At 59.5% G+C, this 19,645-nt stretch carries 19 protein-coding genes and 1 tRNA gene; 2 read left to right on the top strand and 18 right to left on the bottom strand.

Going from position 1 to position 19,645, the window contains the following annotated elements:
• Positions 1–138 precede the first annotated feature (138 nt).
• From NE547_RS02930 to hrcA, 17 genes are all read right to left on the bottom strand, one after another.
• Positions 139–1,056: a DUF4314 domain-containing protein gene (locus tag NE547_RS02930; protein WP_256174695.1), complete on the bottom strand. Its 918-nt coding sequence runs from the start codon at positions 1,054–1,056 to the stop codon at positions 139–141.
• Positions 1,053–2,405, bottom strand: a complete 1,353-nt coding sequence (locus NE547_RS02925) for an LPD28 domain-containing protein (protein WP_256174694.1) — start codon at positions 2,403–2,405, stop codon at positions 1,053–1,055. The genes NE547_RS02930 and NE547_RS02925 overlap by 4 nt, the downstream gene beginning before the upstream one ends.
• A complete protein-coding gene (locus tag NE547_RS02920; RefSeq protein ID WP_256174693.1) occupies positions 2,402–2,920 on the bottom strand; it encodes a hypothetical protein in 519 nt (172 codons plus the stop codon). The genes NE547_RS02925 and NE547_RS02920 overlap by 4 nt, the downstream gene beginning before the upstream one ends.
• A 204-nt stretch (positions 2,921–3,124) precedes the next feature.
• A complete protein-coding gene (locus tag NE547_RS02915; protein WP_256174692.1) occupies positions 3,125–3,484 on the bottom strand; it encodes a hypothetical protein in 360 nt (119 codons plus the stop codon).
• 44 nt (positions 3,485–3,528) lie between these two features.
• Positions 3,529–4,659 carry an antirestriction protein ArdA gene (locus NE547_RS02910; RefSeq protein ID WP_256174691.1) on the bottom strand — a complete coding sequence of 377 codons (1,131 nt, stop codon included), beginning with the start codon at positions 4,657–4,659 and terminating at the stop codon, positions 3,529–3,531.
• A gap of 1 nt (position 4,660) precedes the next feature.
• Positions 4,661–5,842 (bottom strand): hypothetical protein, encoded by a 1,182-nt coding sequence (locus NE547_RS02905; protein WP_256174690.1) that lies wholly within the window; start codon positions 5,840–5,842, stop codon positions 4,661–4,663.
• On the bottom strand, positions 5,830–6,534 hold the full coding sequence (locus NE547_RS02900) for a hypothetical protein (protein ID WP_256174689.1): 705 nt from the start codon (positions 6,532–6,534) through the stop codon (positions 5,830–5,832). The genes NE547_RS02905 and NE547_RS02900 overlap by 13 nt, the downstream gene beginning before the upstream one ends.
• An 83-nt stretch (positions 6,535–6,617) precedes the next feature.
• On the bottom strand, positions 6,618–7,280 hold the full coding sequence (locus NE547_RS02895) for a hypothetical protein (protein WP_256174688.1): 663 nt from the start codon (positions 7,278–7,280) through the stop codon (positions 6,618–6,620).
• A gap of 236 nt (positions 7,281–7,516) precedes the next feature.
• A tRNA-Arg gene (locus NE547_RS02890) sits at positions 7,517–7,593 on the bottom strand.
• Between the two features lie 96 nt (positions 7,594–7,689).
• The gene (locus NE547_RS02885) at positions 7,690–8,205 is read right to left on the bottom strand and encodes a DUF6512 family protein (protein ID WP_186907915.1); all 516 of its coding nucleotides are present in this window, start codon (positions 8,203–8,205) and stop codon (positions 7,690–7,692) included.
• A 67-nt stretch (positions 8,206–8,272) separates the two neighbouring features.
• Entirely contained in the window at positions 8,273–8,710 is a 438-nt protein-coding gene (gene rpiB, locus NE547_RS02880) for a ribose 5-phosphate isomerase B (protein WP_186907914.1), read from the bottom strand.
• 14 nt (positions 8,711–8,724) lie between these two features.
• Positions 8,725–9,516: a histidinol-phosphatase HisJ family protein gene (locus tag NE547_RS02875; RefSeq protein WP_256174687.1), complete on the bottom strand. Its 792-nt coding sequence runs from the start codon at positions 9,514–9,516 to the stop codon at positions 8,725–8,727.
• A 43-nt stretch (positions 9,517–9,559) separates the two neighbouring features.
• A complete protein-coding gene (locus NE547_RS02870) occupies positions 9,560–11,485 on the bottom strand; it encodes a glycosyltransferase family 39 protein (protein ID WP_256174686.1) in 1,926 nt (641 codons plus the stop codon).
• Between the two features lie 56 nt (positions 11,486–11,541).
• Positions 11,542–12,708: a molecular chaperone DnaJ gene (dnaJ, locus tag NE547_RS02865; protein ID WP_186907911.1), complete on the bottom strand. Its 1,167-nt coding sequence runs from the start codon at positions 12,706–12,708 to the stop codon at positions 11,542–11,544.
• A gap of 96 nt (positions 12,709–12,804) precedes the next feature.
• Complete coding sequence (gene dnaK / locus NE547_RS02860; RefSeq protein WP_186907910.1) at positions 12,805–14,667, bottom strand: molecular chaperone DnaK; 1,863 nt, start codon at positions 14,665–14,667, stop codon at positions 12,805–12,807.
• A gap of 122 nt (positions 14,668–14,789) precedes the next feature.
• Complete coding sequence (gene grpE, locus NE547_RS02855) at positions 14,790–15,341, bottom strand: nucleotide exchange factor GrpE (protein ID WP_186907909.1); 552 nt, start codon at positions 15,339–15,341, stop codon at positions 14,790–14,792.
• Between the two features lie 13 nt (positions 15,342–15,354).
• Positions 15,355–16,407, bottom strand: a complete 1,053-nt coding sequence (gene hrcA, locus NE547_RS02850; protein WP_186907908.1) for a heat-inducible transcriptional repressor HrcA — start codon at positions 16,405–16,407, stop codon at positions 15,355–15,357.
• A gap of 225 nt (positions 16,408–16,632) precedes the next feature.
• On the opposite strand from hrcA, the gene NE547_RS02845 reads away from it, so the two are divergent.
• Complete coding sequence (locus NE547_RS02845) at positions 16,633–17,091, top strand: GNAT family N-acetyltransferase (RefSeq protein WP_287879013.1); 459 nt, start codon at positions 16,633–16,635, stop codon at positions 17,089–17,091.
• Positions 17,088–18,128 carry a S66 peptidase family protein gene (locus NE547_RS02840; RefSeq protein WP_207723759.1) on the top strand — a complete coding sequence of 347 codons (1,041 nt, stop codon included), beginning with the start codon at positions 17,088–17,090 and terminating at the stop codon, positions 18,126–18,128. Before NE547_RS02845 ends, NE547_RS02840 begins: the two co-directional genes overlap by 4 nt.
• Before the next feature lie 115 nt (positions 18,129–18,243).
• On the opposite strand, the gene NE547_RS02835 is transcribed toward NE547_RS02840, so the two are convergent.
• A complete protein-coding gene (locus tag NE547_RS02835; protein WP_186907907.1) occupies positions 18,244–19,644 on the bottom strand; it encodes an MATE family efflux transporter in 1,401 nt (466 codons plus the stop codon).
• Position 19,645 lies beyond the last annotated feature (1 nt).

Here is a 19,645-nt window from a genome sequence, read left to right as displayed (position 1 = left end):
CCTTTTTCAGAATACAAGACGGTGGTGCATTGAGCAATATTATCCCAGCAGCAGAATTTAGAAAGGTGTGATATAAGTGAATGATATGAAAACTCCTCGGATAACAAAACTCACGGGATTACATGGCTTATCCCAGTTCTAAGATAAGCCGTGCATACTGCCTACCTCCATGGCCTGCCGCTGGATGGGGGTAACGCCCAGGTGTTCATTCAACTCGTCCGCCAGTTCCACATTCCGTTCCTTGTCTCCGGTGTCCCACTCGGAGGGGTAGTAGCCGGTTTCACCCCGCTTGATGCAGATGAGCTGGCCAGTGGTCCGCAGCGTGGAGAAACACAGCTCCGGCAGGCCCTTGGCTATCTTGGGGGCAAATCGCTCCTGTTCGGTCTGGATGGACCAGCTCTCCGGCTGCCACAGGTGGACATACAGCTCACCGCCGTCCACCTCAATGGGGCGTTGTTCGAACCCTTCGCCCCACCCATCCGAGGCTTGACCACCCAGATACTCTTTTAAGGTGGTAAGCTCTGCCGGGGTCAGCTCGCCGGCTACCCGGCACTCTGCCACGCCCCACAGCCGGCCGTCCCTGACCTCAACGGTGAATACCGCCGAGCGGACTTTGTGGTCTACGCTGTCGCCCTCACCGTACCAGCGCATGAGGCCGCGCTCGCTTTCCTCCGGCATTCGGTTTTTTACTATGGCGGACAGAATGTGTCCCTCATAACCCACAAGGGTGCGGCCATCCCACTCCTCGCCATCCTCCGACAGATCCCCCCACTCGTCCCGGCTATAGAAGTCGGCAGTGAGAGGCATATACAGCTTGAGCGTTTTAGGCCCCGGCGGGCTGACTGAGAAACGGTCCTCGCCCAGCACCAGGGCCAGGGTGCGGCCATTGTCCCACTTTACATGGAAGTGGCCGGCATCATCGATGTGATCCAGCTTCCCGGTACTGCCGGGGGGAAGGGGCTGAGGATCATCCCCCATCTCTGTGAGCCGGATACGGGAATTCTTGGGGAACTGTTCCCGCAAAAAGGCCAGCCATTCTTTCGGTACTGCTTTCATGTGATACCTCCCATCGTCATGCCCTGTTGGGGCATCGTCCGTTTCAGCTCCATGTGTAGCTGTTCTGCCGCCTTCGCCACCACGGGGTCCGACCGGAAGCTTTCCAGCCGTTTGTGATCCTCAAAGAAACTCTGCTCCCCGTCCAGAGAGCGTACCAGATCTACCGTGGCGATGCCGTCCTTGGTGACACCCAGCCGCTTTTCGCTGGCATCGGTGTCTTGGTAGATCTGGATGGCCTCCTCCAGCGTCAACTCCTGCCTGATTTTCTCCTGCGGGGTATTGGTGTCCGTCATGACAAACCAGGCATAGATGTGGGGACAGCTGGGGTCTGCGGCATCCCGGAGGGCCTGTTTTCCGGCCTCAGTCATCCCATAGTTGCAACTCCTGCGGGGATTATCCTCTCCATAAAGATTATACAGCAGGTCGTCGATCTGCTTGTGGACCTCCAAGTCGTCGGTTAGCACCTCCCAGCGAAGGCCGGTAGTAGGTCGGCTGGGAAGTTCCTCTCGGATACAGGCCACGAATTCGTCCTTATCACGGTATTCAAGTTCCTCGCCGCTGGCAAAGGTTATCCGACCCACAATAGGGTGCTCCTGCTGGTATAGTTCCTGCTGGCGCAGATCATAGCAATACAGATACCCTTGATACTCACCAGGGAGGGGCGTACAGCGCAAGCAGAAGCGGTAATTTTCTGTTTCTGTGATATAGCCATAACTTCTGCGGTCTTCCGTGATAGCCCCGCCATGCTGCCAGCAGTAGGCATCCATAGCGCCCAGGTTCTTCAGGAGTCCGGTCTGACGCAGGTTGTCTACCAATCGCTGTAGCACCTCTTTAAACTCCGGGATATTGAACCTGTCCCCGTTATGAGGCCACCAGCTATGCCAGAACTCCCTTCCTCCGTGGCCGAAGTCCATTCGCACATGGCCAATCGTGCCCAGGGCCTCATCTTTCTCAGGTTCCAGTTCGGAAAAAAACAGCCCCGCCTCATTGGGAGAGGCAGGGCGCAGTACAAATTCACGGATGTCCTGGGGGCAGGGCAGATCATGCTCCTCGCAAAACTGCTCCAGCGTCAGTTCCTCTCCCAACAGATAAAATGTACCATTGACCCGGCGCGATGTGACGCCCTCGCGCTTCAAAGGGGTAGGGGAGAGTACAGTCCCCGCATGATAGCCGACTTCCTGATCTACCAGGGTGATCCTGGCATTGGGGGCCTTGCGGGTTCCACGCAGGTCGTAGCAGTGCCAACCCTGGGGGATGGTATCCCGCTGAACCAGCCAGTTGGTAAACAGCACGGGTGTTCCAAACAGCTCCGCGTGCTGCATGGAATCAGTCCAGATATCAATGCTCATTCAATCCCTCCCATCCTCACACTGTTTTCCCACTCGCTCTGGTCCCGCAGCGCTTCCTGCATCTGCGAGCAGAGACTGTCCAGTGACGGAGAGGCACAGTTCCAGAATGCGGCGATGTTCCGCATCAGCCGCTCACATTCCGCCACCTGCTCGGCCGCTTCACTGGCGCCCTGTCCCGGAATCATGTCCATGGCATAGCGGTACAGGCCAAGCACTGCGCCATTGATCTGATCCTGTACGGGTGCCCACGGCTGCTTCGATTGTTCCGCCTCCCGCATCCGGCGGTCAAAGGCGGACAGACGATTTTCTCCACTGTTGTCGAGTCCCCAATACCCCTCCAGCCGGTCAATTAGTTCCCGCAGAGCGGATGACTCGGCTTTCCCGGCGTCGCCTGCTTTCTGCCGCAGTTCAGCGGCGTATTCTGTGAGCCCATCAATGCACTGAACAATCAGCTTTTTGTCTCTCTGTGCCTGGGGTTCCATGAGCGTGATCAGTTCATCCAATGTCAGTTTCATTTTTTCTACCTCCCGCGCAGGGCCAAAGCCCCAGCGGATTACCCGCAACATTACCACACTTTTTGCAGAATAGCCACCCTGACTTCGTAAAAATCAGAGAATAAGCACGGCGCCTGATTCGCTGGTTATTCAACGCCAAAACTCCGCCTCAAAGGTGGTCTTTTCTAACCTTTCCTCCAACAGGGGATTTTTTAACCGCTCAAACTATGGCCAGTCAAATTCTTCCCTATAGCAGAGGATCTTTTCGATTCCATACCCCGCGTCCAGGAGTGGATCAGCCAATCGTTTTATACAGCCTGCCGCAAAAGACGCCGCTTCTTCTCTGTCCACACCTTTACCGCGGAACACATATTCCAGCCATATTCGGTATGTGGGGAGCAGAGTAAACTCCATGTTCTCCTGAATACGCTCCATGAACATATTATCAGACGCCAGAATTGATGTGACGCGCTCCGCCATGGTTGCCTGCAAACCTTCAAACATAGCCCAGCCATAATCCCGTACATTAAAATAGGGATTGATGATAATGCCCATTCTGACATCGTAGTCTATCTTGTACTCCACTTTGTTTTCCTCCATCAAAATAAAGAGCGGCCCCGCCTTAATTTTCAGTGCATCTGCAACCCCTCTTGTACTTCAGGAAACGGAGCGCTGAACCTTCGGATGAGACCGAATTCGGTTCTTCGGACGCCGTCCTCCTGCATATAAAAGTTACCCAGCGCCTCGAAATCCGCAAAGCCATCGAGGGTGGAGATCAGTTCCTCGTCTGCCCCGATCCGCTCCAGCACCTGCTTGCCATATTCCTCCGGATCGTCCGGTACACGCTCATAGTCGTCCAGTTCGATGGAGAGTTTCAAAGCCTCCTGGAGCATTGCCGGCTGTTCCACATCAAGGACGGAGAGGTACTTCAGCAATGCGCCGTCCTCCTGATCCATCTGCCGGATATTTTCCGCCAGCTCATCCAATTGCTCCAACCTCATATCCGTCCCGTGCAGAGGAAGATGTTCCCCCAAATAGGGGCGCAGGGCCTCCACCTGAACGAGTTTCACCATATTGAGGCTGTCTATTCCAAGAAACTGTCTGGCGCTCTCCAGTTGCTCGAAGGTTGCCGGCAGCATAATCTGCACGATTTCATTCTTCGCACCTTTGGAGCAGATGTTTTTCAGCCGTACTCGGAAAACAGCGTCCAATGGCTCATTACCCAAAAGCTCCGGCACCTTTTTCTGGACATAGCTGCCGTTGGCGTATACCCCGTCGTGCTTTTCCCGGTATTCAGCCCCCACACGGGCGTAATTGATATAGGGCTTGAAGCGATCCGGAAATGGTGTGATCCCTTTGTCCACAAGGTAGGCACCCAATTCTGAATCAGAGGTTATATTACCGATGAGCATATATTCATCCAGTCTGTTCGCCACAGCAAGGGCCTCATCCAAGTTCTCGGCGTGTTCCGCATCCAATGCCCCGGAAAAGATGGCGGCTTTTTCTGGAGAGAGGGCATCTGTGCGTTCCGCCAGTTGCTGGAGCTTTTGAAACTGCTCTGAATCTTCCACATCCACATCGTACAGATAGCGGTAAAGACCCGGCACATTGCCTCTCACATCCAGGATAGCGGTGGTTGTGGTATCGAGGCTAATCCCGTCCAGGATTACAAAAGCCTCTCCAATCTCAGCGGGACTGGCAGGCAGTCGCAGATGGACGCGCTCATGTTCGTTGCCTCGGCTTAGTGTCAACAAAATCATTCTATATCCCTCCCATGGTGAGGCCTGTTTGGTGTATGGCTTCAGCTTCCATTAGGTCTTGCAAAGGGGTTTCTCCGTGATAGGACACATAGCCATAATCGTTGAACCAACCGCCTTCCTCCCGAATACGTTGCTCCCCATAGCCTTTGTAGTCATAGAACCCATCCAGGTTGTCATCATACTCGAAGCGGCCAGACTCTTGGATCATGTACTTCCCGTATTCCTCCGGGGTATGGACGCCTGGAATGAAGCTGAACAGATCCAGGTTTTTGGCCAACTGACAGATCTGTGCGGCGTTCTTTGGATCTGCAAACACGATTACAGCCTCCAGCTTGTTCTGCCCTTTCTCATCCAGTTTCGCAATGGCGCTGCTCATGGCGTTGAGGGCGGTCAGGTTGTCTTGTTTCTCGTCCAGGAGTTCACCGACCTCCTTTTGCAGAAAAAACGCATCTATTGTATATTGTGCTGTGCCTGCATCGCGCACACCTGCCCGCAGCAGGGTGCGCCGAATCTGCTGCTCCGACGCGGGGAGCCAAAGCAGTTCCGGTTTTTGGCCTTCTGCCGGCATGATCTTCAATCCAAGGTTGCTGTTATCATAGAGATATTCCGGAAACTGCCGTCCGTTGTAGAGCTGCTCCAGCCTCATGCCGTTATCATAGACAACGCCATAGGGGGTGACGGTCCCGGCCCCGCGGTCAATGAGCAGGAGCGCCGTTTCAACCCCGTCCAGATTCTCCAGCGCCTCCATACTGGCACTGCCACCATTCAGATTCATATAGTGTTCTTGCCCGATTTCCTTAAGGTCAGAAAAATCTGTGATGACCGTGGCCCGCTGGCAGCAAAAGGTCAGATTGATGAAATCTTTTATTTGTGTGATTCCCAACTTGTGGGCCATCCCCTGGAACTGGGCGGCCTCACCGTCATCAAAACTGTCCAACCGCTTGGCCAAGTAGTCCAGCTCGTCCAAGGTAACGGATTTGCCGGTCAGCTCATTCACGACAGTATAAAAACTGTCCAGCTCATCCACTTGGCAGTCCTGACGGAGCGTGTCGCCGATTCCCAATGGCTCCAGCAGTTCTATCGTGTGGTCGTATTCCTCCCTGGGAATGGGGAATGGAATCGTAATCTGCCCATATTCCGGGTGCTGGGCGCTGCTCAGCACCGCTTGGATTACATAGCCCATTCTGCCGTCTCCTTACCTGCATCCATGACTGCCGTTCCATACCGAGCGATCAGTGTAGCGTAAATGATGTTGAGAAAGTCTGTGTCACTCACCAGGTTTCGGTGCGCCAGATCTTCCACCTCCATGGGCGGCTTCAGGTCGTACAGCCGTCTGGCGGAATAAAAGACGGGGTAATCTTGTGCCGTGAACCCGTGGAGCGCAATGCGGTTGAAATCAATAAAATCGTGTGAAAGAGCGGAGAGCGCCGGCTGCCAGAGCCGCTCCTTTGAGGCGAGGAGGTAGAGCGCCGCCAGATAGCCAGGAGGCGTGCCATCCCACGCCCTGTCCGCAAAGCGGCTTTTCATCTGGACGAATACTGTGCGCAGGATTACCTGATCCGGCCCATCCCAATGCTCCACGGCCTGAATTCTCTTGCGCAGGCCGGCATGAGGGATGTGTCCGTAACATTCCAGGATCAAATCACGATACCCAATTGCGCCGGACTTCAACCGCTCCGCGATATAGGGGCAGATGGGGACCTGACAGGACCGGCGGCGGTAGTGCAGGCAGTACCGGCAAGCCACATCCTCCGGCTTGTAGCGGAAGCGGCTGAGGATCATCGTCCCACCGCCGCGCCTCTGAAAGCCGGGGACGCTCATCATCATGCGCTCCAGTCCGGCCCGTGGGGTATCTTGGGCGAAATATTTTGTCATGGTACACTCCTTTTTTGAGCACAAAAAAGCGGGGGACGCTTATGCTGCACAATGTGCAGACGCGGCCCCCGCTCTCTTTGATGTCACATATCCATTTGTGGTTCCTGCTCCTGTCCCTGTTCCAGTCGGTCCGTCAGGTTTGGGACGGTGTATTCGATCTTTGTCCTTGCGGTCTGCAGAGCTTTCAGCTGGACATCTTCTAACTCCGGACCTTCATCCAACAGATAGTCTGTGCCCCGATAGAGTTCGGTTAACTCCTCCGGTGAGAAGAACTGGGCCTTGGAGATCAGCCCGGAACGGACGGCGAAGTCCTGCTTTGCGCTTTGGAAATCTCCCATATAATTATGGCCATAGAGGAGGGCTGTCCTGTCGTAATTCCAGATCCATGTGTTGAACTGATAGCCCCATTCCTTCGGCAGTTCTATGCCGGCCAGCACCGCTCCACCAAAATCCGCAAGCAGATGGAACTCATCTTTTAAGCTGCTGGCGCGAAGCAGGGGGGCGTTCTGAACTGCTTCTACATACTCATATACCTCATCCGCCATCCCTGCCACCCTGTGATACAATTCACTGGCCTTCTGGTTTTGACTCCCGGACGGCAAAAGGAAGGCATCATGCCCTGGAGAAACAAAGAGGACAGGCCGGCCATGGAGAAAAACCTCCAGCCGCTTGTCCTCCACATTGGATGATTCAATTCCGCCTTCTCTCATGCGCCGGGACAGTTCTTCAAAAAACTTGTTTTCCATAGAATCTCCTTTTCCACATTTTATTGTCATCGTGTAAAAGAAAAACCAAGACCCTGTGATCAGGATCTTGGCTGAGGAAATGTGGCGTTTGATATGCGGGTTCGACTCTCCGCTGAATGGAGGGCCGCCGGTCAAATATCGGAAAAATTGGGCCCGTAGATTTACGAATCTACGGGCCCTGGAAGCCTTGAAAACACTGAGGTTGTTCCCTCAATATCTTTTTTAGCCTCCTCTTTTGGTACGCCCGAAGGGACTCGAACCCCCAGCCTTCAGAACCGGAATCTGACGCTCTATCCAATTGCGCTACGGGCGCTCAGGGCACGCTTATCAACGTGCCTGATTATTATAGCAATCTTTTTCGCGTTTGTAAAGCAAAATTTTCGGAACGACAACCATTCCTTTTTTCGATTCAGCAGGGGAGCGTATGCCAGGTATTGACGGCGGTGAGGTCAAGGAAGAGCGGACCGGATGGCGGCAGGAACGTAAACAGCAGAATGGCGGCGCCCAGGGCAACGGCCAGCAGCAGCCAAAGTCCTCGCCGGGCGAGCGGAAACTGCCGGAGCAGGCCAGGCAGCAGGAACGCCGCCGCCATGGTCAGCACATACAGCGCCACGTCAAAAAACAGCGCTTCACCGCCCAAAATGATATGATACAGCCAACCTGCGGCCAACGCCGCAGCACAGCACAGCAGCAGCGTAAGGGCGCGGACGCGCAGGGTATCCCAGCCCTCGTTCCGGGCCAGCAGAAGGCTGGCGGCCAGATAGGGCCAATACAGCAGCTTCAGGTGTTCCCACAGGCTCTCCTGCACGGGAGAAAAGCAGGCGGTGACGGCGTTTGGAAACAGCGCGTAGACAAAGTGGAGACAGGCTCCGGCCAGCGTAGCGACCACAAACAGCAGCAGCGCAGATTTGGACAGACGGGACATGACGATACCCCCTCATTTCTTCTCATTTGGAGGGTATGCCTGTCTGCCCGGGAATAGACCGGGGAAATTATCCCTCGATGGACATTACCTTATCCACGCGGCGCTGATGGCGGCCGCCCTCGAATGCGGTGGAGAGGAACACATCCACGATGCGCTCGGCCATATTGGGGCCGATCATGCCGCCGCCCAGGGCCAGCATGTTGGCGTCGTTGTGCCGCCGGGTCATCTCGGCGGAGAGCGGTTCGGAGCACAGCGCGCAGCGGATGCCGCGGACCTTGTTGGCGGAAATGGAGATGCCGATACCGGTGGTGCAGATGACGATGCCCCGCTCACACCGGCCGGAGGCCACGGCCTCCGCCGCCAAACGGCCGAAGTCGGGGTAATCGCAGCTCTGTGTGGAATCCGTCCCGCAGTCTTCCACCAGACAGCCCTTGTTCTCCAGATAGGTCTTGAGATGCTGCTTGAGCGCAAAGCCGCCGTGGTCGCTGCCCATTGCAATTTTCATGTTTCATATCCTCCTTACAGCCGGTGCAGTTCCGGCTTGCGTTTTTCATAGGTGGCAAGATAGCGGAAGCCGGTCTGCTGCAGCAGCGCGCAGGCCTCCGATATCCCCAGCCCCACGTGCTCCGGCAGGTGTGCGTCCGAGCCTACGGTGACGATCTCGCCGCCGCAGTCCCGGTAGAGCTCCAGAATGGGCCGCCAGTCGGCAATGGTCCGGCCGCGGTAGGTGTTTATCTCAATGCCGCGGCCGCCCTCCGCCACCTTGCGCAGGATCGTGCGGATCGTCTCCCGGTAACGCTCCAGAGAGACTGGGGTGTGCATGTACCGCAGCGGGTAGATGATATGCCCCAGCACATCGTACAGATCGGTGCAGGCCAGAACGGACATGGAGGCAAAATAGTCGTCCAGGGCGGCATAGCAGGCGTCCGCGTCCGGATAATCAACAAAATAGAAATCGCGCCCGCCGCGCGCGGGGCTTAGGTTGTGGACGGAACCGATGACAAAGTCCAGCTCCGGCAGGGAAAGGATCTGCTCTGCGGCCGTACGGTCCACATGGGGAACGCCAAATTCCAGACCAAGCCTGAGGTTCAACCGGCCCTGGAACATGGGGACGGTCTCGCGGAACTGGGATACTGCGGCAGGCCAGTTGTAGCCGTACACGCGCCCGCCGTCCTGGTCCATCAGGTCGCAGTGATCGGTGATGCAAAGCTCTCCCAGACCCGCCGCCACGGCGGCATCCGCCATCCGGGCCAGGGGCACGTTTCCGTCCGGAGAGAGGACGCTGTGCGTATGATAATCCGTAAGAAGCATGGGTGAGAAACCTCCAGAAAAAAGTGAGCGAGGCCCCAAAGCCTCAGAAGGGCCAGGAAGGGAACCAGCGCAGGAAGCAGGTGGTATACCATGTGGGTACCGTAATGCCCACCAGTACGGGATAGAACATGGCATAGAGGACCGCGGCGCCGCCGGTCAGGGCATAGACGGCAGGTTTCCAGCGGACGGCGTCCTCCCGTTCCGCCAGGTCGTGGAACACATAACACAGCGCCAGGATCAGGAAGATCACAGAGGGGAAATAATGATAAGCGAAGGTGATGCGCCCGATCAGGAACCAGGGGGCCAGCTGGGACAGATAGCCCACCAGGATGAAGAGGGCCTTGCCGCAGCGGCGCTGGACCATGCGCACGGCGACGGCGATCATGGCCAGCAGGCCGCCCCAGCAGACCACCGGGTTGAGGAAGGCCCCGAACCGGGTGGTGTAGCCGGGCAGGGAGGAGTCCAGATAGTAGAGGATGGGACGGATGTCCAAGATCCACTGATACCAGCGGGAGGAATAGGGGTGTGTGTCCACCACGCCCTTATGGTAAGAGAACATATACTTCTGATTCTCCCACATCACGCCCAGCCAGCCGCTCAGACTGGTGTCCCCCTTGGCTTGGGCGTAGGGGTAATAGGAGAGCACATAGATGACGGCCGGGATCAGGGCAAAGCACAGCGCCGAGAAGGCCAGAAGCCGGAACGTCCAGGCGGTACGGGTGTGACGCTCTTCCCGGGGCCAATCCCGCAGCTTCTGGTACAGTCCGATGAAGTACAGCAGCGCCAGTCCCACACAGCCGTAGATCACCGTCCACTTGGAGGCTGCGCCGATCCCCCAGAACAAGCCGGAGAGGAACAGCGGCAGAGCACACTTCCGAAAGGGGGCGCCGGCGGGCAGGGTGAGATAGCGGTATAGAAAATAGTACATCAGCAGGATGAAGAACACCCCGTAAGTGTCGATGGTGCCGATGCGGGTCTGGGTCAGGTGCATAAAGTCGGCAGCCAGCAGCACGGTGCCGCAGGCGGCCACCGCCGTCCTGCCGAACAGGTTTTTCAGAAACACATACAGCAGCGGCAGCATGGCCACGCCGAACAGGGTGCCCATGAAGCGCCAGCCGAAGGGCGTCATCCCAAACAGGCGGATGCCAAGACCGAGGATCAGCTTCCCCAGCGGCGGGTGAGAGATCTCGTAGGGGGACACCCCTTCGATGTGCTCCAACGCAGTGCGGGGGTGGTAGATCTCGTCGAAATAGGCTGAATTGAACCAGGAGATCGCGTCTGGGACCGTGTCCTGCTCATCCAGAAGCGGCTCGGCGGAGTCGTTTGTGGAGACCCGTGTTCCGTTGTGGTCGAAGAGGGCCAGCTCCCCCAGCTCCAGCAGACCCTTGTCGGAGCGCCCCGTGAGGCGCAGATACCGGACGTACTGGGGATTTTCCGGGGCCAGTTCAATCCATTTAAAGAGCTGATTGTAGTTCTGGGACATGGCGTAGCTGGGTTCATATCCGGCGGCGTCGGCCCAGTAGTAGGAGGTGACGCTGCCGCTTTCATCAGTTCGGGACCAGAGGGTGGACCAATGCGCTCCATCGGCGGAGATCTCCAGATTGTATTCTCCGGTGCCCAGGTTTGGAAAATACCAGAGGTTCGCTACATAGACCTCCTGAGGCAGAACGATGGTATGGCTTTCCGTGCCGCCCAGATCCAGGGCGGACTGAGGCGCTTTCATGGAGCCCAGCTGAGCGAAAGCGGTCAATGCATAAAGCGCCGTGATCACAAGCAGGGGCAGCGCATCCCGGCGCGCCATAGGGTGGCATTTGCCTGCAAAGGTGAAGCGGCGCCTGGGTACGGACCCGCTGGAACCAGGAGCGGCCAGCGGCGTGCGGGTGGCCTGCCAGTACCAGACGAAGAAATAGAACAGCGCCGCGATGGTCAGGACCGGGAACAGATATACGATAAAGCGGATGGGGCCCATGGCCGACACCTCCGAAACAGCTGAAATAGGGGACGGATCAGCATCCGTCCCCTATTTTATTTCTTTTTCTTCTTCTTGTCAAAAAAACCTTTCAGACCGTCCTCGGCAGCGGCGGGAATCTCGCCCATGGCCTGGCCATAGGCCTGCAGCGCCTCCTTCTGCTCATGGGTCAGACCGGTGGGAACCGTAACGTTCACAGTGACGTACTGGTCGCCCCGGCCCCGGCCGTTGACGCTGGGGATCCCCTTGCCCCGCAGACGGAAGGTAGCGCCGGGCTGCGTGCCCGCGGGCAGGCTCCACTTGACCTTGCCGTCGATGGTGGGCAGCTCCAGCTCTGCGCCCAAGGTGGCCTGGAGGAAGGAGACCGGCTGGTCCAGATAGACTGAGGTGCCGTCCCGCTTGAACAGGGGATGGGGACGCACGGTGACGCCGATGAGCAGGTCGCCCGCCGGACCGCCGTTTTTGCCCGCGCCGCCCTGGCCGCGCAGGGAGACCGCCTGGCCGTTATCGATGCCCGCGGGGATGTTGACGGTGATCTTCCGCTGCCGCCGCACACTCCCGCTGCCGCCGCAGGATTTGCAGGGAGAGTGGATGAGCTTGCCCGTGCCGCCGCACTTGGGGCAGGTGGCGGTGGTGGCGAAGGTAAAGGCCCCCCCGCCCCGCTGAATGCGCACGGTGCCGGCGCCGCGGCAGTCGGGGCAGATCTCTGCGGTGGTACCCGGCTCACAGCCGCTGCCCCTGCAGGCGTCGCAGGACTCGGTGCGGTTCAGGACGATCTCCTTCTCGCAGCCGAACGCGGCCTCCTCAAAGGAAATCGTCACCGAGGAGCGCAGGTTGTCGCCCTTCATGGGGCCGCTGCGGGCGCGGCCCGAGCCGCTGCCGCCGCCGAAGCCGCCGCCGAAGAAGGAGCCGAACAGATCGCCCAGGTCGAAGTCCCCGAAATCCGCGCCGGTAAAGCCGCCGCCGAAGCCGCCGCCCGCGCCGAAGTTGGGGTCCACCCCCGCATGGCCGAACTGGTCGTACTTGGCGCGTTTCTCCTTGTCGGAGAGGATCTCGTAGGCCTCGTTGACCTCTTTGAACTTGGCCTCGGCGGCCTTATCGCCGGGGTTCAGGTCCGGGTGGTACTGTTTGGCCAGCTTCCGGTAGGCCTTCTTGATCTCGTCGTCCGTGGCGCCCTTGGACACGCCGAGGACCTCGTAATAGTCTCTTTTTTGTTCAGGCATTGGTGTTCACCTCTTTACGCGGAAAGCGGCGGGGGCAAGCCCCCGCCCTACGTTTTGGTAGGGGGGCGATCTCCGCCCCGCCGCTTTTCGGATTCGTTACTTATTGTCGTCGTCCACGACCTCGTAGTCGGCGTCCACCACATTGGGGTCGGTATTGCTGCCGCCCGGAGCGCCGCCGGCAAAATTGGCGCCGCCCATGTCAGGGCCTGCCTGGCCGCCCTGAGGATTGGCCTGCTGGTACATCTTTTCCGCGATGGGATAGAAAGCCTTGCTGGCCTCCTCAGTGGCGGCCTTGATCGCCTCCACGTCGGTGCCCTTCATGGCGTCCTTCAGCTTGGTCAGCGCAGCCTCCACCGTGGCCTTGTCGCCGGCGTCGATCTTGTCCTTGGCGTCCTCCAGAGCCTTTTCGGTCTGGTAGATCACCTGGTCGGCCTGATTGCGGACGTCGATCTCTTCCTTCTTCTTGGCGTCCTCGGCGGCAAACTGCTCGGCCTCCTTGACGGCCTTGTCAATGTCCTCCTTGGACATGTTGGTGGAGGAGGTGATGGTGATGTGCTGCTCCTTGCCGGTGCCCAGATCCTTGGCGGATACGTTGACGATGCCGTTGGCGTCGATGTCGAAGGTGACCTCGATCTGAGGCACGCCGCGGCGGGCGGGGGCGATGCCGTCCAGGTTGAAGCGGCCCAGGGTCTTGTTGTACTGGGCCATCTCACGCTCGCCCTGGAGCACGTGGACCTCAACGGAGGTCTGGTTGTCGGCGGCGGTCGTGAACACCTGGCTCTTTTTGGCCGGGATGGTGGTGTTGCGCTCGATGAGCTTGGTCATCACGCCGCCCATGGTCTCGATGCCCAGGGACAGGGGGGTAACGTCCAGCAGCAGCAGGCCCTTCACGTCGCCCACCAGAACGCCGCCCTGCAGGGCCGCGCCGATGGCCACGCACTCGTCGGGGTTGATGCCCTTGAAGCCCTCTTTGCCGGTGAGCTTCTTGACCATGTCCTGAACCGCGGGGATACGGCTGGAGCCGCCCACCAGCAGGACCTTGGCCAGCTCGCCCGAGGAGAGGCCGGCGTCGCTCATCGCCTGCTTGACAGGGCCGGCGGTCGCCTCCACCAGATGGGCGGTCAGCTGGTCGAACTTGGCCCGGGTCAGGGTCAGGTCCAGGTGCTTGGGCCCGGTGGCGTCGGCGGTGATATAAGGCAGATTGATATTGGTGGAGGTGACGCCGGAAAGCTCGATCTTGGCCTTCTCGGCGGCCTCCTTCAGGCGCTGCATGGCCACCTTGTCGCCGCTCAGGTCGATGCCGGTGTCCTTCTTAAACTCGGCGGCCATCCAATCCATGACGCACTTGTCAAAGTCGTCGCCGCCCAGGCGGTTGTTGCCCGCGGTGGCCAGCACCTCGATCACGCCGTCGCCGACCTCCAGCACAGACACGTCGAAGGTGCCGCCGCCCAGGTCGTAGACCATGATCTTCTGGTCGGAGTCCTTGTCCACGCCGTAAGCCAGGGCTGCGGCGGTGGGCTCGTTGATGATACGCTTGACATCCAGGCCCGCGATGCGTCCGGCGTCCTTGGTGGCCTGGCGCTGGGCGTCGGTAAAGTAGGCGGGCACGGTGATGACGGCTTCCGTGACGCTCTGGCCCAGATAGGCCTCGGCGTCCGCCTTGAGCTTGCCCAGCACCATGGCGGAGATCTCCTGGGGCGTATAATTCTTGCCGTCGATGGTCACCTTGTAGTTGGAGCCCATCTCACGCTTGATGGAAGAGATGGTCCGGTCGGGGTTGGTGATGGCCTGGCGCTTTGCCACCTGACCCACCATACGCTCGCCGTCCTTGGAGAAGGCCACCACGGACGGGGTGGTGCGGTTGCCCTCCGCGTTGGGGATGACAACGGCCTCGCCGCCCTCCATGACGGCGACGCAGGAGTTGGTCGTACCGAGATCGATACCGATGATTTTAGACATAATTCCGTTCCTCCAATATTTATCAGGGTTTTGTTTTAACAAAAGAAATCCGGGGCGCGGACGGGGCGCTTGGGCGTCCTGCTGCGCGCCCTCCGCGACGGGCGGCTGCTCCGCGCTTCGGGCTAGTTGGCGACCTTCACCATGGCAAAGCGGATGACCTTGTCGCCGGAGCGGAAGCCCGCCTGGAACACGTCCACGATGGTATTTTCTCCGGCTGCCTCGTCCTCCACATGCATCACGGCGTTGTGAAGATTGGGGTCGAAGGCCTCGCCCAGGGCGGGGATCTCCTCGATACCCAGCTTGGAGAGGACTTCCCGCAGCTGGGCCATGGTCATCTCCACGCCCTTCTTGTAGGCCTCGTCGCTGGTCTCCTGCTTGAGCGCCCGCTCCAGATTATCGTATACCGGCAGAAAAGCCGCGGCCGTCTCCGCCTTGGAGTCCGCCCAGGCGGATTCCTTTTCCTTCTGGCTGCGGCGGCGGTAATTATCGTACTCGGCGGCCAGGCGGAGAAATTTATCCTCCTGATCGGCCAGACTGTTTTTCAGGGTCTCCAGCTCCTCCAGCAGGGGATCGGGGACGTCCGTTCCGGCATCCGGCGCGGCGGCTCCGGGCGTTTCCGGCGCAGGCGGCTCCTGCTCCAATTCGTCCTTGGGCATTTCGTTCTTCTCGCGCATAAGAGGTCATCTCCTATTTCTTATCGTCTGTGCCGCCGGGCAGCTCCCCCCGGCCGAACAGCCGGGAGAGCCCTTCCGCCAGATAGGAAAGCCGGGCGGTGATCTTGGCGTAATCCATACGGGTGGGGCCCACCACGCCGATAACGCCCCGCATGCCGTCCCCAATGTCATAGCTGGCCACCACCACGCTGGAATCCTTCAGCGCGTCGGCTACGTTTTCCGGGCCGATCAGGATATCCATGGGGTTGTCCTTGGGAATGGGGAAGTGGGCGGGGTCGTTTTCGTCGGACAGGTAGCTCATCAGCGGCTGGGCCCGGTCCAGACTGCGGTACTCCGGCAGCTCCAGCAGATGGGTGATGCCCGAGGTGTGTACGGTGCGCTGTTCCAGCGCCTCCAGCACCTCAATGGCAAAGGAGACCACCAGACTGATCAGGCCGTAAGCCTCGCCGGCGGCATGCTGGGCCACCCGCATCAGCTCCGGGGTGATCTCCTCCAGGGACAGGCCCGTGAAGGTCGTATTCAAAAGGGTATTGAGCATCTGCAATTGGGCCTCGGTCAAGTCCGAGGGCAGGCGCATGAGCCGGTTGCGCACGATATTCGTATCGGTCATCACCACGATGATAAAGGCATTGCGCTCCACCATCAGCAGGTCAAAGCGGCGGATGGTCACCCGGCCGGAGCCGGAGGAGAGGGCGAAAGCGGGATAATTGGTCAACTGGGACACCACGCGGCCCGCCTCGGTGAGCACCCGGTCCAGCTCCCGCATCTTCATGCGCAGGGCCTGGTTGATGCGCTGCGTCTCCTGGATGGAGAGCTTATGTTCTTCCATCAGCTCGTTGACGTACAGCCGGTACCCCAGGGGAGAGGGCACACGCCCGGCGGAGGTATGGGGTTTTTCCAAAAGCCCCATGGACTCCAGGTCGGCCATCTCGTTGCGGATGGTGGCAGAGGAGACCTCTATGCCGATATTTGCGGCGACGGCCTTGGAACCCACCGGTTCCGCCGTCTCGATGTAGCTTTCGATGATGGCGCGCAGGATCCGCTTTTTTCGTTCCGTCAAATCCATTTGCGCCGCCTCCCGTATGATTTTAGCACTCAACATCTCTGAGTGCTAAAGATAATGTACCACCGTCCCCCCGAAAAGTCAATAGGCCGGATGTAAATTAAATATGAACGGGGCGGGCGGGCCGGGAAAACGCACCTGAGTCGCGGGAATGCGAAAGCAGGAGAGATTGACGGCACGGGGGAACCTATGGTATGCTAAACGAAGAATAAAGGAGGGCTGACCGACGTGGATGCCTTTGCGATCATCGACTATGATCCCCGCTATCAACACGAGCTGGAAGAGATCTCCCTGCCCTGGCTGCTGGAGCACGACCTGCTGGAGCCGGTGGACCTGGAGATGCTGGCCGCGCCGGAGCGCTTCCTGGCGGACGGCGGACGGGTGCTGCTGGCCCGGTGGGGGGAGCAGATTGTGGGTATGGTGATGCTGGAACTCCAGGGGGAGGGCGTGTGCGAGGCCCTCAAGCTTGGGGTGCGGGAGGAATTCCGCGGAAAAGGCGTCGGCCGCGCGCTGATGGAAGCGGTCATCCAGGCCGCCCGGGACGCGGGGCAGCGCCGGATGGTGCTCACCTCCAACCATAAGCTCAAGGACGCGCTCAGGCTCTATGAGGACTTCGGCTTTCAATACGTGGAGTATTCGGACAAGTGGTTCCAGCTCTCCGACGTCCGGATGGAGCTGGAATTATGAAGCGGCCCGTGCGGCTGAAGGCCGGGGATACGGTGGCGGTGGTCAGCCTGTCCTGGGGCGGCCTGGGGGAGGCGGAGCTGCTCCACCGGTATTTGATTGCAAAGCGGCGGCTGGAAGAGGACTTCGGCCTGCGCGTGCGTCCCATGCCCCACGCGCTGAAGGGTGCGGCCTTTGTCCACGCGCATCCGGAGCTGCGGGCCCGGGACCTGATGGACGCCTTTCGGGATGACTCCATCGCCGCTATTTTCTCCGCCATCGGCGGGGACGATACCATCCGGCTGCTGCCTTATATCGACTATGCGGTGATTTCCGCCCATCCCAAGATTTTTATGGGCTATTCCGATACCACCATCAACCATTTTATGATGCTTAAGGCAGGCGTGACCTCCTTTTACGGTCCTTCCGTCCTGTGCGAATTCGGGGAGTACGGGGCCATGTTCGATTATACCGCCCAAGCGGTGCGGGATGTGCTTTTTGGGGATACGGCGGGTTACCAGATCAAGCCCAGCCCCCTCTGGAGCGATACCTTTGTGCCCTGGGCGGAGGAGAATATGGACCGGCGGAAGATCCTGCGGCCGGACGTGCACGGCTACGAGCTGCTTCAGGGGCGCGGTACGGTGCGCGGTCCTCTGTTGGGCGGCTGTATCGACGTGTTCATGATGGCGGCCGGTACGCCGGTCTGGCCCGCGCCGGAACGATGGAGGGGCGCGCTTTTGTTTCTGGAGACCAGCGAGGATAAGCCCTCGCCCACCTTCGTTACCTGGGCCCTGCGCAATCTGGCGGCCCAGGGGGTCCTGGACGCGGTCAGCGGAATTCTGTTCGGCAAGCCCCAGGACGAGGCCTACTATGAAGAGTATAAGCAGGCCCTGCGTCAGGTGGTGGCGGAAGAGGCCGGGCGAAGCGAGCTTCCCATCCTCTATAATTTGAATTTCGGCCACGCCGCCCCCATCGGTGTGCTGCCCATCGGGGTTCCCGCGGAGCTGGACTGCGAAAAAAAGACGCTCACCCTGCTGGAGAGCGCCACAAAATCAGAATAAGACAGTCTGCGGGGACGGCGTAACGCCGTCCCCGCAGTTTGTCGAAAAAGGCCTTTGGCCTTTTTCGACAGAGGGATGCATGACGGACAGGGCTCGATTCTTGCCGGGGACGGCGTTACGCCGTCCCCGGTTCTGATTTGGCAAATTGCGTTACGTCGTTGATCCATTCCCGGGAGCGGAAGCGCCGCACGCCGAAACCGAACTTCACGACCTGCTCCAGCTCGATCCCCGCAAAGACCCAAAAGACGCTCAGGCGGAGCGCCAGCCCGAGGAAAGCCGCCGCCGGGATCGCCGCGCACCAGAGCGGGATCAGATCGATGGCGGTAGCGGCACGCACGTCGCCGCCGCCCCGGAGCACGCCTACGATATTGACGGAGTTGAAGGAACGCAGGGCCAGGAATATGCCGGTGAACGTGAGCATCATAGTGGTGATGGAGCCGGCGGCGCCGGAGAGGTGAAAGATGGGATAGAGCAGGCCGGGGAAGACGAACCAGGCGCACAGGACCATAGGGATCCCGATGGCCAGGGCGCACAGCATGGCCAGCGTATTCAGCGCGGCCCCCACCTCATAGACGGTGTCCCGCCGGCCCGCGCCGATCTCCCGGCCGATGATAATGGAGGCGGTGCCCGCCACGGCGAACACAGCCACCGAGCAAATGTCTTCGATGTTGCCCGCCAGAGCGCGGGCGGCCAGGATCTCGGTGGAGCCCTCCATGTGGCCCAAGATGACCTTGTAGACCGAGGTGCCCAGGCCCCACAGCGTCTCGTTGAGGACTACCGGGCTGGAGTAGCGGATGAATTTTTGCAGCAGCGGCAGGCCGGGGCGGAGCATGGCGGCGGGGCGCAGGCGGAAGCGGCGGTTGGTCAGGGCGTAGACCGCCATGATGGCGAACTCCAGGATACGGGAAGTCAGAGTGGCCGCGGCGGCCCCGGTGACCCCCAGAGCCGGGGCGCCCAGGTTGCCGAAAATGAAGACCCAGTTCAAAACCGTGTTGGCACACATGGAGATGGAGAAGACGATCAGCCCCAGCTTGGGGTTTTCCATGGAGCGGTGGGCCCCCACATATACGCCGGTGATGCTGTTGAACAGATAGGAAAAGCCCACGATGCGGGCGTAGTCGGCGGCCAGGGGGATCAGCTCGGCATTGTCGGTGAGGACGGCCATCAGCTGCTCCGGCAGGAAAAACATCACCGCCGCGAAGAGCGCGGAGATGGCGCCCGCCGCATAACAGCCCAGACCGATGACGCGGTTGATGGAGTCGGTGTCTCCCTTGCCCCAGAACTGGCTGATGAGCACCGAGGAGCCGCTTTGCAGGCCGAAGATGACCAGCTGGATGACAAACACCGGCGTGTTGGCCACCAGTACGGCGGCCAGAGGGGCCTCGCCCAGGGTACCCACCATGAAGGTGTCGATGAGGCCCAGAAAGGTGGTGGTCAGATTTTGCAGCAGAATGGGCAGGCCCAGCAGTACCACGTTTCGGTAAAAGCCGCGGCCGCGTTTCAGGTAAGAAAACAAA

It is taken from the genome of Flavonifractor sp. DFI.6.63 (genome assembly GCF_024462255.1).
Classification (GTDB): domain Bacteria; phylum Bacillota; class Clostridia; order Oscillospirales; family Oscillospiraceae; genus Lawsonibacter_A; species Lawsonibacter_A hominis.
This window is presented reverse-complemented; position numbering and strand designations above follow the sequence as displayed.

Excerpts from the sequence above, each read along its gene's own strand:
- NE547_RS02870 (WP_256174686.1), bottom strand. The coding sequence starts at position 11,485 with ATGGGCCCCATCCGCTTTATCGTATATCTGTTCCCGGTCCTGACCATC.
- NE547_RS02925 (WP_256174694.1), bottom strand. The coding sequence starts at position 2,405 with ATGAGCATTGATATCTGGACTGATTCCATGCAGCACGCGGAGCTGTTT.
- NE547_RS02930 (WP_256174695.1), bottom strand. The coding sequence starts at position 1,056 with ATGAAAGCAGTACCGAAAGAATGGCTGGCCTTTTTGCGGGAACAGTTC.
- dnaJ (WP_186907911.1), bottom strand. The coding sequence starts at position 12,708 with ATGCCTGAACAAAAAAGAGACTATTACGAGGTCCTCGGCGTGTCCAAG.
- rpiB (WP_186907914.1), bottom strand. The coding sequence starts at position 8,710 with ATGAAAATTGCAATGGGCAGCGACCACGGCGGCTTTGCGCTCAAGCAG.
- NE547_RS02840 (WP_207723759.1), top strand. The coding sequence starts at position 17,088 with ATGAAGCGGCCCGTGCGGCTGAAGGCCGGGGATACGGTGGCGGTGGTC.
- NE547_RS02875 (WP_256174687.1), bottom strand. The coding sequence starts at position 9,516 with ATGCTTCTTACGGATTATCATACGCACAGCGTCCTCTCTCCGGACGGA.
- NE547_RS02900 (WP_256174689.1), bottom strand. The coding sequence starts at position 6,534 with ATGACAAAATATTTCGCCCAAGATACCCCACGGGCCGGACTGGAGCGC.
- NE547_RS02910 (WP_256174691.1), bottom strand. The coding sequence starts at position 4,659 with ATGATTTTGTTGACACTAAGCCGAGGCAACGAACATGAGCGCGTCCAT.
- grpE (WP_186907909.1), bottom strand. The coding sequence starts at position 15,341 with ATGCGCGAGAAGAACGAAATGCCCAAGGACGAATTGGAGCAGGAGCCG.
- NE547_RS02905 (WP_256174690.1), bottom strand. The coding sequence starts at position 5,842 with ATGGGCTATGTAATCCAAGCGGTGCTGAGCAGCGCCCAGCACCCGGAA.
- hrcA (WP_186907908.1), bottom strand. The coding sequence starts at position 16,407 with ATGGATTTGACGGAACGAAAAAAGCGGATCCTGCGCGCCATCATCGAA.
- NE547_RS02885 (WP_186907915.1), bottom strand. The coding sequence starts at position 8,205 with ATGTCCCGTCTGTCCAAATCTGCGCTGCTGCTGTTTGTGGTCGCTACG.
- dnaK (WP_186907910.1), bottom strand. The coding sequence starts at position 14,667 with ATGTCTAAAATCATCGGTATCGATCTCGGTACGACCAACTCCTGCGTC.
- NE547_RS02920 (WP_256174693.1), bottom strand. The coding sequence starts at position 2,920 with ATGAAACTGACATTGGATGAACTGATCACGCTCATGGAACCCCAGGCA.
- NE547_RS02895 (WP_256174688.1), bottom strand. The coding sequence starts at position 7,280 with ATGGAAAACAAGTTTTTTGAAGAACTGTCCCGGCGCATGAGAGAAGGC.